This is a genomic window from Paenibacillus sp. p3-SID867 (assembly GCF_025142895.1).
Classification (GTDB): domain Bacteria; phylum Bacillota; class Bacilli; order Paenibacillales; family Paenibacillaceae; genus Paenibacillus_AQ.
On record NZ_JAMBDM010000002.1, the window covers coordinates 330,161 to 343,498 of the forward strand.

The 13,338-nt window shown below is 53.5% G+C and carries 13 protein-coding genes; 8 read left to right on the forward strand and 5 right to left on the reverse strand.

All coding sequences use genetic code 11. From position 1 onward, the window contains the following. The first annotated feature begins 243 nt into the window (after positions 1-243). From M4D81_RS04795 to M4D81_RS04805, 3 genes are all read left to right on the forward strand, one after another. Positions 244-708 (forward strand): MarR family winged helix-turn-helix transcriptional regulator, encoded by a 465-nt coding sequence (locus M4D81_RS04795; RefSeq protein WP_235612988.1) that lies wholly within the window; start codon positions 244-246, stop codon positions 706-708. A 19-nt stretch (positions 709-727) separates the two neighbouring features. Then, positions 728-1,480 carry an SDR family NAD(P)-dependent oxidoreductase gene (locus M4D81_RS04800; RefSeq protein ID WP_071218727.1) on the forward strand — a complete coding sequence of 251 codons (753 nt, stop codon included), beginning with the start codon at positions 728-730 and terminating at the stop codon, positions 1,478-1,480. A 109-nt stretch (positions 1,481-1,589) separates the two neighbouring features. Beyond that, positions 1,590-2,348 carry an SDR family NAD(P)-dependent oxidoreductase gene (locus M4D81_RS04805; protein WP_071218728.1) on the forward strand — a complete coding sequence of 253 codons (759 nt, stop codon included), beginning with the start codon at positions 1,590-1,592 and terminating at the stop codon, positions 2,346-2,348. A 64-nt stretch (positions 2,349-2,412) separates the two neighbouring features. Here the strand turns inward: M4D81_RS04805 and M4D81_RS04810 are convergent, their stop codons facing one another. From M4D81_RS04810 to M4D81_RS04830, 5 genes are all read right to left on the reverse strand, one after another. Continuing rightward, on the reverse strand, positions 2,413-3,450 hold the full coding sequence (locus tag M4D81_RS04810) for an LLM class flavin-dependent oxidoreductase (protein ID WP_260064734.1): 1,038 nt from the start codon (positions 3,448-3,450) through the stop codon (positions 2,413-2,415). Positions 3,451-3,977: 527 nt separating this feature from the next. After that, positions 3,978-5,285, reverse strand: a complete 1,308-nt coding sequence (gene serS / locus M4D81_RS04815; protein ID WP_260064736.1) for a serine--tRNA ligase — start codon at positions 5,283-5,285, stop codon at positions 3,978-3,980. A 333-nt stretch (positions 5,286-5,618) separates the two neighbouring features. Beyond that, positions 5,619-6,389, reverse strand: coding sequence for an ABC transporter permease (locus M4D81_RS04820; protein WP_260064738.1), 771 nt, complete (start codon positions 6,387-6,389; stop codon positions 5,619-5,621). Positions 6,390-6,425: 36 nt separating this feature from the next. Further along, the gene (locus tag M4D81_RS04825; protein ID WP_260064739.1) at positions 6,426-7,136 is read right to left on the reverse strand and encodes an ABC transporter ATP-binding protein; all 711 of its coding nucleotides are present in this window, start codon (positions 7,134-7,136) and stop codon (positions 6,426-6,428) included. A gap of 86 nt (positions 7,137-7,222) precedes the next feature. Beyond that, positions 7,223-7,747, reverse strand: coding sequence for a PadR family transcriptional regulator (locus M4D81_RS04830; RefSeq protein WP_113057815.1), 525 nt, complete (start codon positions 7,745-7,747; stop codon positions 7,223-7,225). Positions 7,748-7,966: 219 nt separating this feature from the next. On the opposite strand from M4D81_RS04830, the gene M4D81_RS04835 reads away from it, so the two are divergent. The 5 genes from M4D81_RS04835 (at position 7,967) to M4D81_RS04855 (ending at position 13,281) form a co-directional block, all read left to right on the forward strand. Further along, positions 7,967-8,950 carry an aldo/keto reductase gene (locus tag M4D81_RS04835; RefSeq protein WP_260064740.1) on the forward strand — a complete coding sequence of 328 codons (984 nt, stop codon included), beginning with the start codon at positions 7,967-7,969 and terminating at the stop codon, positions 8,948-8,950. 197 nt (positions 8,951-9,147) lie between these two features. After that, a complete protein-coding gene (locus M4D81_RS04840) occupies positions 9,148-9,903 on the forward strand; it encodes a threonine/serine exporter family protein (RefSeq protein ID WP_071218735.1) in 756 nt (251 codons plus the stop codon). A 23-nt stretch (positions 9,904-9,926) separates the two neighbouring features. Further along, positions 9,927-10,409 (forward strand): threonine/serine exporter family protein, encoded by a 483-nt coding sequence (locus M4D81_RS04845; RefSeq protein WP_260065092.1) that lies wholly within the window; start codon positions 9,927-9,929, stop codon positions 10,407-10,409. Between the two features lie 321 nt (positions 10,410-10,730). Then, entirely contained in the window at positions 10,731-12,497 is a 1,767-nt protein-coding gene (locus M4D81_RS04850; protein WP_260064743.1) for a LytS/YhcK type 5TM receptor domain-containing protein, read from the forward strand. Next, positions 12,484-13,281: a LytR/AlgR family response regulator transcription factor gene (locus tag M4D81_RS04855; protein ID WP_260064745.1), complete on the forward strand. Its 798-nt coding sequence runs from the start codon at positions 12,484-12,486 to the stop codon at positions 13,279-13,281. The genes M4D81_RS04850 and M4D81_RS04855 overlap by 14 nt, the downstream gene beginning before the upstream one ends. Positions 13,282-13,338 lie beyond the last annotated feature (57 nt).

The window sequence follows — 13,338 nt, forward strand, 5'->3', positions numbered from 1 at the left end:
AATCCTTGCGTGGATCGATCAAGCGAGATCAACTCCGAAGGTATTTTGTCTTCTCTAATTGCGACATGGGAGCTTTTTTTATGTTGTTCTTTTATGGATGAGGACAGTGGGAATAACAACCATATTGGGCATTTTATCGTGGTTGACGATCGATGTGAAAGGGTATACAATTTATATTGTTAAAAGCTTTTAACTATTTAAATTTGTAATATATTTGTAAGGACTTCGTTGTGCATCGAGGTGATGAAACTGGATAAGAGGGAACAATTATCTAACATGGTTGCCCGTCAGATGATGACGCTTGTGGCGAACTATGCCAAGATTCTGGACAATGATTTGACCGGCCCGCAGTACTACGTGCTTCAGACCTTGGCGTATGAGGGGCAGCAGACCAGCTCATATTTTGCCAATGCCTTGAATGTTACGCTTTCGGCTGTGACCAACTTGAGCAACAAGCTGGTCAGTAAGGGTTATATCGAACGGGTGGCGTCAAGCGAGGACAGGCGTCAGGTCTATCTTAAGATTACGGAGCAGGGCCGTGAAGTTGAAGCCCGGATGATTACGAAGTACCGTGAATTAAATGAAGGCTTATGGTCGGATTTCTCGGATCAGGAGATGGATGTGTTAATCGCTTCATACGAGAAGATGATTGAACATTTGCAGCTTAAGATCGGGCAGTCCAAAGAAGATAGCCGAACCAACGACTAAATATTCAGGAGGGTTTCCCATGGGGAGATTAGACAATAAAGTAGCCATCATTACAGGTGCAGCAGGTGGGATGGGTAAAGCTGACGCTCTTTTGTTTGTGCAGGAGGGAGCCAAGGTTGCGATTACGGACCTACAGGAAGACAAGATCAAAGACGTCGTAGCCGAGATTGAAGCCCTTGGCGGCGAAGCGATTGGATTCAAGCACAATGTAGCTTCCGAGGAAGACTGGGTTCGTGTCGTGGACGAGACCGTTCAAAAATTCGGCAAGATCGACATTCTGGTCAACAATGCCGGTGTCTCCAATGCAACGCCGTTCATGGATTTGACGGTAGAGGGCTGGGAGAAGACGATGTCGATTAACGTTACGAGCATATTCCTCGGTCAAAAATATGTCATTCCGCACATGATCGAAGCCGGCGGCGGTTCCATTGTCAACATCTCCTCCATTGCCGGCCTGACAGGGGGCAGCGGCGCCGGTCCTTACACGGCAAGCAAAGGCGCGGTACGCATGCTGACCAAAGCCACGGCCGTGGACTTTGCGAAGCATAACATCCGCTGCAATTCGGTTCACCCCGGCTACATCGAAACGCCAATGACCGTGGATCTGTTCAAGGATGAGCAAATGATGCAGTGGTTCCAATCCCAGACTCCGCTTCCACGCCTGGGCAAAGCGGAAGATATCGCACGCGGCGTATTGTTCCTTGCTTCGGATGAGTCTTCCTATATTACAGGCGTTGAGCTGCCGATTGACGGCGGATATTTCGCGAAGTAAGTCATGCTTTCCATTGACCTGTATTTATGAGCTATAGACAACAGAAACGATAGGGATACAAACTCGGTTAGAACTAATTTTATATTTTCATCAAGGGGAGTGTTGTTTCATGTCCGATAACAAACAGATCGCTGTCATTACCGGCGCAGCCAGCGGGATCGGCAGAGCCAGCAGCTTGAAACTGGCAGAGAACGGTGCAGCGGTAGTACTCGTTGATTTCAACAAGGAAGCCGGCGAAGAAACGCTGCGTTTGATCAAGGAGCAGGGCGGAGAGGGCATCTTCGTGCAAGCGGACGTGACGAAGACTGAAGATGTCCAGAACTACGTGAACAGGGCGGTCGAAGCTTACGGCCGAATCGATTTCTTCTTCAACAATGCAGGCATCGTGCAGAAGTTTTCGATGCTGGATGATATCGACGAGGACGAATTTGACCGTCAAATGTCCGTGAACGTCAAGGGTGCTTTCCTCGGCATGAAGTATGTGTTGAAAGTCATGAAGGAGCAGGGCAGCGGACATATCGTGAACACCGCTTCCACGGCAGGTATCCGCAGCGAGCACAGTGCAGCTGCCTATTCGGCAAGCAAGCATGCGGTGGTGGGCTTGACGAAGGGAGCAGCGCTGGAATACGTGAAGCAGGGCATTCGCGTGAACGCGATTTGTCCGGGCGGCGTTCAGACGCCGCTTACGGCAGCGGTAGCCAAGTCCTTCATGGAAGGGGGCTACGTGCCTGAGGAAGTGGGCAACATGCGGATGGGACGCCCGGCTGAGGCGGATGAAATCGCGAACGTGGTGGCTTTCTTGGCTTCCCCAGGCTCCAGCTACATGACAGGCTCGCTGGTTACAATTGATGGCGGATTGACGCTGTAAGATATAAAAAAAGACCAGTCAAGCACCGGAATACCGGGTTTGACTGGTCTTTTTGGTTTACCATTTATTTGATGCCGACGACATCCGCCAGCAGCTCATAAGAACGCAGGCGTGCCTCATGATCGTAGATGGCGGCCGCGACAATGATTTCGTCCGCATTCGTTGACTGCTGGAACTGCTCCAGCTGCGCGCGGACAGTTGCGGGGCTGCCGATGGCAGAGAAGCTCAGCTGGCGCTTCACGATGGCCTGCTCCTGCAGGTTCCATAGATCATCCATGCTGTCCACCGGCGGGCTCAGCTGGCCAGTGCGGCCGCGTATGATATTCAGGAACTGTTGGTACGGAGAGGTAGCCAGGCGCTGTGCTTCCTCATCGGTATCGGCACAGATCACGTTCACGCCGATCATGGCATAAGGCTTGCTCAGCTCGGATGAAGGACGGAAGCTGGTGCGGTACAGGTCGAGCGCGGCCATCAGGTAATCGGGGGCAAAGTGGCTCGCAAAAGAGAACGGAAGCCCCAGCTGTCCTGCCAGCTGTGCGCTGAAACCGCTGGAGCCGAGCAGCCAGATCGGTACATGCAGACCTTCGCCGGGAATTGCCCTGACGCGCATGGACGAGCCCGAAGTGGGCTGGAAGTAATTCCGCAGCTCGCCGAGGCGGTCCGGGAAGTCCTGGCCGTCGCTGCCGGGACCGCGGCGAAGCGCCCGGGATGTAAGCTGATCCGATCCCGGCGCACGACCTAAGCCGAGATCGATCCGGCCGGGATAGAGCGATTCCAGGGTGCCGAACTGCTCGGCTATGACCAAGGGAGCGTGGTTCGGCAGCATAATGCCCCCGGCTCCGACGCGGATCTTGCTCGTGCCCCCGGCGACATGGCCAATGACGACCGAAGTGGCCGAACTGGCGATTCCCGGCATATTGTGGTGTTCGGCAAGCCAGTAGCGGTTATACCCCCACTTCTCGGCATGCTGGGCCAGATCGAGCGTATTTTGCAGCGACTGTCCAGCGGTGCTGCCCGCTGTAATCGGGGCGAGATCCAGAATGGAAATAGGGATATCGCGAAGCGTTTTGGGCGCTGTATGATCAAGATGGGGTTCTGTCATATGGAATGACCTCCTTATTCGTGCACTGCACGGTAAGTTGTTATATAGGGAGAAGACAACCGTCTGATTGGATGCCGAAAAATATGAAACCTATTTATCGATAGTTGGTATCCCTATATAACGAACATTATATACCTACTTAATCCATAAGAAAAATATACATCGCTGAACCTCCACAGAAGCCAGACCGCACTAAGAGGAAATTTTTCTTGCGATTATCGAATGGTTCAGCTTCGCTGAAAACATATGGGCATCGATAATCTAAAGAAAAATATACATCGAAGAACCTTCAGAGAAGCCGGACACACCTCCGTCTAATATATGCTTTCCGAGCCTATCTAAGTAAAAAAAGATTGCCATCATCGTTCGCGAATATTCTTATCGTGCGAAGACAGCATAACGGACCATAGAACCTAACCAAGAGGAAAGGCAGCCGGAGCCCCGGCTGCCTTTATATGTCGATACGAATGGATGTTCTCGAATGACAGGCTATAGAATCGCACCCTATTCGTGTACTGCAGCTTTCTCTACTCCATGACTGCATCGGCTGGCGGCTCTATTCGCTCCATCCCGTTCATGTAAGGTCGGAGCGCCTTCGGTATGAGAATCGAGCCATCGGCCTGCTGATGGTTCTCCAGCAGCGGGATAAGAATTCGCGGCGAAGCCACGGCCGTATTGTTCAGGGTGTGGCAGTAGCGCAGCTTGCCTTCCGCGTCCCGGTAGCGGATGTTCGAGCGACGCGCCTGAAAGTCGAGCAGATTCGACGACGAGTGAGTCTCCCCATAAGCCCCGCGGCTTGGCATCCATGTCTCGATGTCGTATTGCTTGTACGTTTTCTGCGACATATCCCCGGTACAGACGGCAACGACACGGTAAGGCAATTCGAGCTTCTGCAGCAGCTCCTCGGCATTGGCCGTGATTTCTTGTAGAAGCTGCTCCGAGGCTTCCTCGCTGGCTTCGCAGAGAACGACCTGTTCCACCTTCGCGAACTGATGCACCCGATACAGGCCCTGGACGTCCCGGCCGCCCGAGCCGACCTCGCTCCGGAAGCACAGCGATGCTGCTGCTAAGCGAATCGGCTGCGCCACATCGACGACTTCACCGCTATAGAACGATACGAGCGGCACCTCCGAGGTACCGACGAGCCACTTATCTTGCTCCGTAATTTGAAAAGCTTGATCCTGACCAAGCGGGAAAAAGGCGGTATTCTCCATGGCCTCCGTCCTTACGGTTAACGGTACGTCCATAAGGGTGAAACCCTTGGCGACCAGCATATCCACCGCAAGCTGCTGAACGGCCCGATGCAGCATTGCGCCGATGCCGGTCAGATAGTAGCTGCGCGTGCCGGCGGTTTTGACGCCGCGGGGGATGTCGATCATCCGGTGTTGCTCGCCGAGCGTGACATGATCCCTGTATTCATAATCAAACACGGGCGGCTCGCCAACACGTCTGATCTCCACATTGTCCTCATCCGAAGCTCCGACCGGCGTATCCGGCGAAACGATATTGGGCACAAGGATGAGCAGCTGGGCGTAATCCGCATCGACCTTCCGGTACAACGCTTCCTGCTCGTCTAGCTCCACATTGATGTCCTTGACCTGCTGTTTCGTCCGCTCGGCTTCTTCCTGTTTGCCTTGCCGCACGAGCGTGCTGATCTTCTGCGAGATGGCATTGCGCCGCTGCCGCAATCCCTCCACGGTCAGCAGCAGCGCCCGACGCTGGTCATCCAGCCGGACAAGTTCAGCAACCGACAGGGCAATGCCTTTCTGGTCAGCTACTCGCTGCAGTTCTTCCTGATTCTCTGTGCTTTCCCGGATCCATTTCATATCTAGCATGATCACCGCGCTCCTTTTTGTTGAAAAAAATAAAAAAGCGTCCTAGTCCATATGGGACGAGGGACGCTTATGCGCTCGCGGTGCCACCCAAATTGATTGAACCGTAACCTTATCACGAAACAGGCGGGTCCGTGTTCAATCCACTTTGATTCCGCGGTAACGGGCGGGTCCGGTTAACTTAGGGGGATGGCTGATCGGTTGAAGGATCGGATCCCCTTGACGAGAACGCCTCGGAGTTGGAAGCTCTTCATCGGCCTGATGTTGATATTGTTGTTCAGTATACCGCATGAGATGTCTTTTATACAAGGGGCTCTTCGGATTTTTGTGCTTCTGTTACATCGAGGCCGCTTTGTTCGCACTTCCCTGCTTCCATCCGGCAGGATGCTCCGAATCCCAGCGGAAGGTCCATGCGGCTGCGCCGAGGATAAGGATCGTGAAGCCTACGAGGATCAGCAGGGGCATCCAGATGCCGGAGATATTGCCTTGCGGAGAAACGGCAGTGGACATGGCATCGACCAGGTAGTGGAACGGCTGCAGTTTCCCCAGGATGACCACCCATGCAGGCGCATGTTCTAAAGAATAGAAGGCTTCACTTGTCAGCAGCATGGGAAAACTCATCAGGTTCGAGATCATGTTGACATTGCCCTCATCCCTGGACAGGTTGGCTGCCAGAAAACCGAGTGCGGTAAAACAAACGGTGCCGATCAGAAGGACAAGCAGCATCAGCGTAAGCCCAGTCAGGCTTAGCTTCACTCCGAGCATAAATAGACTCATGAGAATGACACACACACTGACGAGCAGTGCCAGCACGGTTCGCGCCCCCGTCATTGCGGTAATGAACGAGACGGTGCGAAAAGGTGTCACCCGCAGCAGCTTATAGATGCCGCGGTTGCGCTGGGCCATGACGTTAAACGCGGTAACCATCGTGGCCCCAAACAAAATGTTGGTTGTCAGCACGCCCGCGAGGAGTCGGTGAGAATAGGCGGCGTCGTTGAAATATAGTCCCAATCCGATCAGCATGGCAATGGGAAACACGATGTTCCAGACCAGGGTATGGGTGTCGCGGAACATGCTCCGCAGCATGGTGGTCATTATGATTCGCATAGATATTCCTCCTAAGGTTTTGATTCCAATCGGTCGTTATTCCTGTTCATCAGTCAGTTGGATATACAGTTGTTCGAGGCTATCTGTTTGGTAATAGCCGAGGAGCTCATCCGGCGTGCCGGAAGCTTTCACCCGCCCATCACAGATGAGCACCAGCCGGGAAGCGAGTTTATGAACCTCCTCCATGTCATGCGAAGTGAAGACGATCGAGGTGCCCTTGTCTGCCAGGGAACGGATCAGCTCCCGGATATCCCGGCGTGCCCGCGGATCCAGTGCAGCGGTGGGCTCATCAAGGAACAGCAGCTTGGGTGTATGGACTAGCGCGATGGCAATGGCGAGTCGTTTCTGTTGGCCTCCCGAGAGCCGAAGCGCATCGGTTTTGGCAGCATCTGCAAGCCCGCAGCTGCTAAGGTGCTCGATGAGCACCGCATCCTTGAGCCGTTTTCCATAGAAAGCAGCGAACATTCGCATATTCTCAAGGGCCGTAAATCCTGGAAAGAAGGGAGTGGATTGCAGCTGAAGCCCGATATGCGGGGCGGGATCTTTGGTCCAGTAGGTGACCGTGCCGATATCGGGTCGGCGCAAGCCCAGCACCAAATCCAGTGTCGTTGATTTCCCCGCGCCGTTCGGCCCGATGATCGCAAGCACTTCACCTTCCCGTATATCCAGAGCCACATCATGTACGACCGTTCGCTGACCATAGGTTTTTCTTAAACCTTTCGCTTGAATGAGAGTGGGTAACATCATCTCGTGTTCACGCTCCTTATTAACCAATATTATATATCCAACGTTGGATATTGATCGGAAATGAAAGCCGCAGCTGATGCTGAGGCTTATTCCTGAACGAGTGTTATGATTTTGTTGAGAAAAGCGATGTCCTGTTCCAGGATCGAGATCGCATTGTCGAAGGTGGCCAGGGCGATTTTGGATAAGCCGTACTGTCCCTTGATTTCTTTACCTGAACGCCATTGTGCCAGCGATTCTTCCACCTGCTTGAGGTTCTGCTGCAGCAATTCAACCGCTTCCTGCTTCGGAACGCTCTCGATCCAGACCAAACCGAGAGAGAAGTCGGATTTGACGGTGTGGGGAGGAAGCGTCAAGGTTTCACGGATCATCTTCTGGAATAACTTCTCGCCATCATCCGTAATACTGTAAATTTTACGAAGTCTCGCACCGGTCCGCTCTTCAGCAGTGGCTGCAATCAGACCGTCGCTTTCCATCTTGTTAAGTGCATAATAGATGGAGCCGGACAGTATATTCGTCCATATGTCCATACGGCTGGCCTGAATAAGCTGCTGAATTTCGTAGCCGTGCATCGGACGCTGGCGCAGGAATGAGAGCAGGATGAGGTTGGTCATGTTGGGTCACTTCCTTAGGATGTGTATGTAAAGAAGAAGTTCATAACTGGATATCCAACGTTGGATATATTGATAGTAATTATAGAGTCGATGGAATCAATTGTCAATAACCTGCGGAAAAATAGGTAAATGTCCCAAATGGATTGAATGAAAGCGATTTAACGTTTAGTCTAGTAGTGTGAACTAGTATGGCAGTTGGATGAGGAGGCTATAACGTCGATGAATTACAGACAATTGGGAAATACGGAGCTTCACATTAGCGAGGTCAGCTTCGGCACATGGGCGATCGGAGGCTCATGGGGGCAAACCGATGATCAGGAAGCCTTGAAGGGATTGGACCGCGCCATCGGCGAGGGCGTGAACTTCTTCGATACCGCCGACGTGTATGGCGATGGGCATGCCGAGGATTTGCTCGCTCGAGCAACCAAAGGGAAGGAAGATTCCGTGCATGTCGCCACCAAGTTTTGCCGAGCGGGTGATATTCACGATCTTCAGACCTATTCCGAAGCGTCGATCCGTCGTTATTGCGAGAACAGCCTGAAGCGGCTGCAGCGTGAACGGATTGATCTCTATCAGGTTCACTGCCCTCCCTTCGAGGTGTTGAAGGAAGGGCGAGTGTTTGAAGTGCTGGACAAGCTGCAGGCTGAGGGGAAAATCCGGCATTACGGCGTCAGCGTGGAGACGGTGGAGGAAGGTTTGTTTTGCTTGGGGGTACCTGGCGTAAGGTCGCTGCAGGTTATCTTCAATCTGTTCCGCCAAAAACCGCTGGCCCAGCTGCTCCCGAAAGCCAAAGCGTCGGGCGTCGGCATTTTGGTGCGCTTGCCGCTTGCCAGCGGTCTGTTAACCGGAAAATTTACGGAGACCACCACCTTCAGCGAAGGGGATCACCGGAATTTCAATGCGAACGGGGAGCAGTTTAACGTGGGCGAGACCTTTGCCGGCCTGCGGTTCGAAAAAGGGGTTGAGCTCGCCAGAGAGCTTGCTTGGATTGCCGAGGGCCGAGGCGACATGGCCCGTGCATCCATGCGATGGATTCTGGACTGTCCCGAGGTCACCGCCGTGATTCCCGGCTTCCGCAACGTCCGCCAGATCGAAGACAATCTGGGCACGCTGGACGTGCCTTCGTTCAGTATGGAGGAGAAAGAGCGCCTTGCGCTTTTTTATCAGGAGCAGGTAGCGATGCACATCCGCGGTGCCTATTAAGCCGAAATCCGAAGTACATCGTAGAGAAGCTCCCCGATCATTCGGGGGGCTTTTTGTGTAGGAGGAGAGCCTTGTACAGGACGATTGCAGCTGCCACAGTGCTGCTTTAAAGCATATCCTATGCTTGATCATGGTAATGATACTATAATATAGGCAAGATTCTGAATCGGAATGTGTTCAGCAGGAGGATTGCCGTTTTGAATGACTTGTTGAAGCGGGAGCATGACATCATCAAGGTTTGCTTGTTAGCAGGAAAAATTATGTTGCAAAGCGGTGCGGAAACCTATCGGGTCGAGGATACGATGATGCGGATCGCTGCGGCTTTCGGCGTAGAGAACAGCCACAGCTATATGACTCCGACCGGGATTATCTTCTCAGTGGAGGAGCCTCAGCATATTACGCGGCTCATTCGTATTTCGGATCGGACAACCAATCTCGATAAGATCCATCAGGTCAACAGCGTGTCCCGGAGCATAAGCCTCGGTGAGCTGACGATTGAAGAGGCACACAGGGCGCTTGAGAAAATCGAGCATGAACAGGCGATTTATCCGACATGGCTGTTGATTCTCCTGTCCGCGATCGCAAGCGGCTGCTTTCTCATTATGTTTCGCGGCATCTGGCCGGATTTCGTACCGGCGGCCATAGCGGGCGGTCTTGGCTTCTCCTGCTTTGTATTCATGCATCGGGTCATACCGGTGCGATTCTTCGCCGAATTCTCTGGAGCCCTGGTCATCGGCATAACCTCCGTATGGATGGTCAGATACGGACTCGGCCATCAGCTGGATACGATCATTATCAGTTCCGTGATGCCGCTGGTACCGGGCTTGCTGATCACGAATGCTATCCGCGATCTGATGGCGGGGCATTTGATATCCGGCTTGTCCAAAGGCGCGGAGGCATTTGTTACGTCCTTTGCCATCGGTGCAGGGATTGCGTTTACGTTGTCATTCTAAGAGATGAGTGAGTGGAGGTGAAGATGGTGGCAACCTTTTATATACAGCAGCTCATCACGAGTTTTGTTGCTTCGGCGGCCTTCGGGATCCTATTTAACGTACCCAAAAAAGCACTGCTGCAGTGCGGGTTTGCGGGCATGGTGGGCTGGCTGCTCTACATTCTGCTGCAGAACATGATGGTTGAGCCGGTGACGGCTACCGTGTTTGCGGCTTTTTGCGTGACGATGATCAGCCATTTTTTCGCCAAAAAATACAAGACTCCCATTATCGTGTTCAGCGTGTCTGGGATTATTCCGCTGGTACCGGGCGGTGTTGCATATAATGCCCTTCGCCATGTGGCCCAGAATCAATTCGATCAGGCCGTCCAGCTGGGGGCGCAAGCATTCATGATTTCAGGCGCCATCGCGCTGGGTTTGCTGCTATCTGAGGTGACCAACCAGGTCATCCGGAAATGGTCGATAACCCGGAGAAGAGCCGGAAAATCCAATTCGACCGGCTCATCGTAGGATCTCGCGATTTAGAGAGACCTAACTAACACATCAGGATGCTGACCATGTTCGGATGTTTTGGCTTGCAGCTGCTTACTGACCGTATCTTTCGCTTAACTGCGAGGGATATGGTTTTTTCGAGTGTGTTGAGAGACATGATCTCTGCGTGAATATTTTTACATAAGTTTCATGTTATTCCTTTTTATTGTCCAAATCCTCGCTGTGCTATATAATCTTTACTGCATGAAATGAAACCGCATTCACATCTATCCTATCTATCGATATCGTCTACTGACCGACAGTTGAAGATTCCTAGTCTACCAAAGAAGAGGGATGTCCATGCAGGAGTTGACGCTGCATCTGTTCGAACGGATGGGCATGCTGCTCATCCTGACGTTTATACTGACGAGAATTCCGCTGTTCCGCCAATTGCTGGACCGCAAAGAGATGTCCGGCACGCGGATGTTCATCTATTCTTGTCTGTTTGGCCTCTTCGGCATCCTCGGGGCATACGCAGGCGTTGTCGTGGAGAATGGCGAATCGAGCTCCTCCTTCTGGCTGATGCGGCTGACGGAGGAGCAGGCTCTGGCCCATTCCGCCCTGGTCGGCGTTGTCATTGGCGGGCTAATCGGCGGGCCCCGCGTTGGCATCGGGGGCGGGCTTCTGGCAGGAGCCCATCTCCTGTATATCGGCGGCTACACGGGGCTGGCAGGAGCGATCGCCGTACCGCTTACGGGTGCCCTGGCGGGGGGCGTGGCCCGATTCTTCTCGCAGGAGCGGGTGATCTCGCCGGCAAAAGCGTTATTCGTCGGCATGTTCGCCCCGATCCTGCACATGGGAGTTATTTTGATCTGTGCGGATGAGCCGGACCGCGCGGTGGAGCTGGTCAACCTGATCGGTCTGCCGATGGTGCTGACCAACAGCATATCGATTGCGATCTTCACGACGATGCTTCGAGTCGCGCTCACCGAGGAAGAGCGGGCAGCGGCGTATGAGACGGAGAAGGCATTCCATATCGCGGAAGCGGCGCTGCCGCATCTGAAGCAGGGCTTGACGTACCGAACGGCTCAAGCCGTGGCCACCTTGCTGCTGCGCGAGCTGAAAACAACGGCAGTCGCCATTACGGATACGGAGCGGTTCCTGGCTCATGCCGGGGCCGCCAGCCGTACCATTGATCCCGGAGAAGAGATCGCATCCGACTTAACCAAGAAAGTCATTGCGACCGGCGAGCTTCGGATCATAGAGAATGCGGAAGATATTCAGCCCCGTCATCCGGCGCTCGGCGCCGCCATTCTTGTTCCGATGATCGAGGGTCGCCAAATCGTAGGTGTCATTCAGTTCTACTTCAAGCGGCCGCAGGATATTCGGCGCGTCGAACTGGTGATGGCCCAAGGCCTTGGACAGCTCATTTCCTATCAGCTCGGGGCCACGGCCCACGAGAAGATGAGCCATTTAATGAAAGAGGCGGAGCTGAAGCTTCTGCAGGCGCAGATCAATCCGCATTTTCTGTTCAATACGCTCAACGCGATCCATTCGTTGATTCGGAGCGATCCGCTGCTGGCAAGGCATGCCACGATGCAGCTGGGGGCGTTCATGCGCTTGAACGTCAAGGTCATGGCCTCCCGCAGAACGACCATTCGTGAGGAAATGGAGCTGTTGAATGCTTATCTGGACATTATCCAAATCCGGTTTGAGGATCAGTTCACGTTTGAATGCCAGCTGGATCCGGTGCTTGGCGAGCTTATGATTCCGCCTGCAACGCTGCAAATGCTGGTGGAGAACAGCATTAAGCACGGCTTGCGCGATAAGGCGAGCGGGGGCATCATCCAGCTGACCCTAAAGCGTGCGGGCGATCTGGCGGTTGTACAACTGCGGGACAACGGGGCAGGTATCTCGCCTAAGGTGCTGGACACTCTCGGCGAACAGCCGATCATCGGCAGCGAGGGGACGGGAAACGGCATTTACAATATCAATCAGCGTTTAATCAGCATGTTTGGCAAGGAGGCCAGACTCATCGTAGAAAATCTTGCAGAGGGCGGATGCAGCATATCCTTCAGCATCCCCTACAGTCTATCGGAAGGGAGCCGGTACCGTGAAGCGAATTAAAGCGATGATAGCCGAAGACGAACGATTGGCAAGGGAGGAGCTGGCTTACCTGCTGGAACAGGAGCCTGATATCGAGCTGCTTCCTCATGCCGCGAACGGCCGGGAACTGCTTGAGCTGGTTCCCTTACGGCAGCCGGATGTCGTCTTTCTCGACGTTCATATGCCGGAACTGGAAGGATTGCAGGCTGCGCGAATGCTGAATGCCGTCCCGATCTCCCCCTTCATTGTGTTTACGACAGCCTATGACGAGTATGCTGTCGAGGCGTTTGGTCTGAATGCGATTGATTATCTGCTGAAGCCTTACAGCCATATGCGATTAAAGGAAACCCTGCAGCGAATACGCAGCAGGGTTCATGAAGGGCAAACCCCGAAAAAGCAGGAAGCTTATGATGTCGCCCCACAGGCAGCCTCGTATCCTTCCACTGATGCTGCTCCCCGCAGCATGCGCGGCAAGCTGCTGTTCGATGATGGGGACAAACATGTGCTCGTCGATCCCGAGATGATACTGTACGCGGTTCGCGAGGAACGGGTCATTCGGATCTGGACGGCGGAAGGTCAGCGGATTACGAGCAAGAGCACGCTGCAGGAGCTGGAGGAGAAGCTCGCGGGGTACTCGTTCTTTCGTCCTCATCGCAGTTACCTGGTTAACGTGAACCGGATCGCGGAGCTGTCCCCTTGGCAGAATGGTGCTTACAATATTGTGCTGAAGGATGAGCAGCGGACAATGATTCCTTTGTCGCGTGAAGCCGCAAGGGATTTGTTCCGGTTGTTAAGAGAGGCATAGGGAGGAGTGCGGAAGGACGGTGATGGTCTCCCGGTTCAGGCGGCATATCCGCCCTTT

Bases quoted from the DNA above. Each gene is read 5' to 3' on its own strand.
- M4D81_RS04795 (WP_235612988.1), top strand. From the start codon at position 244: ATGAAACTGGATAAGAGGGAACAATTATCTAACATGGTTGCCCGTCAG.
- M4D81_RS04800 (WP_071218727.1), top strand. From the start codon at position 728: ATGGGGAGATTAGACAATAAAGTAGCCATCATTACAGGTGCAGCAGGT.
- M4D81_RS04805 (WP_071218728.1), top strand. From the start codon at position 1,590: ATGTCCGATAACAAACAGATCGCTGTCATTACCGGCGCAGCCAGCGGG.
- M4D81_RS04810 (WP_260064734.1), bottom strand. From the start codon at position 3,450: ATGACAGAACCCCATCTTGATCATACAGCGCCCAAAACGCTTCGCGAT.
- serS (WP_260064736.1), bottom strand. From the start codon at position 5,285: ATGCTAGATATGAAATGGATCCGGGAAAGCACAGAGAATCAGGAAGAA.
- M4D81_RS04820 (WP_260064738.1), bottom strand. From the start codon at position 6,389: ATGCGAATCATAATGACCACCATGCTGCGGAGCATGTTCCGCGACACC.
- M4D81_RS04825 (WP_260064739.1), bottom strand. From the start codon at position 7,136: ATGATGTTACCCACTCTCATTCAAGCGAAAGGTTTAAGAAAAACCTAT.
- M4D81_RS04830 (WP_113057815.1), bottom strand. From the start codon at position 7,747: ATGACCAACCTCATCCTGCTCTCATTCCTGCGCCAGCGTCCGATGCAC.
- M4D81_RS04835 (WP_260064740.1), top strand. From the start codon at position 7,967: ATGAATTACAGACAATTGGGAAATACGGAGCTTCACATTAGCGAGGTC.
- M4D81_RS04845 (WP_260065092.1), top strand. From the start codon at position 9,927: ATGGTGGCAACCTTTTATATACAGCAGCTCATCACGAGTTTTGTTGCT.
- M4D81_RS04850 (WP_260064743.1), top strand. From the start codon at position 10,731: ATGCAGGAGTTGACGCTGCATCTGTTCGAACGGATGGGCATGCTGCTC.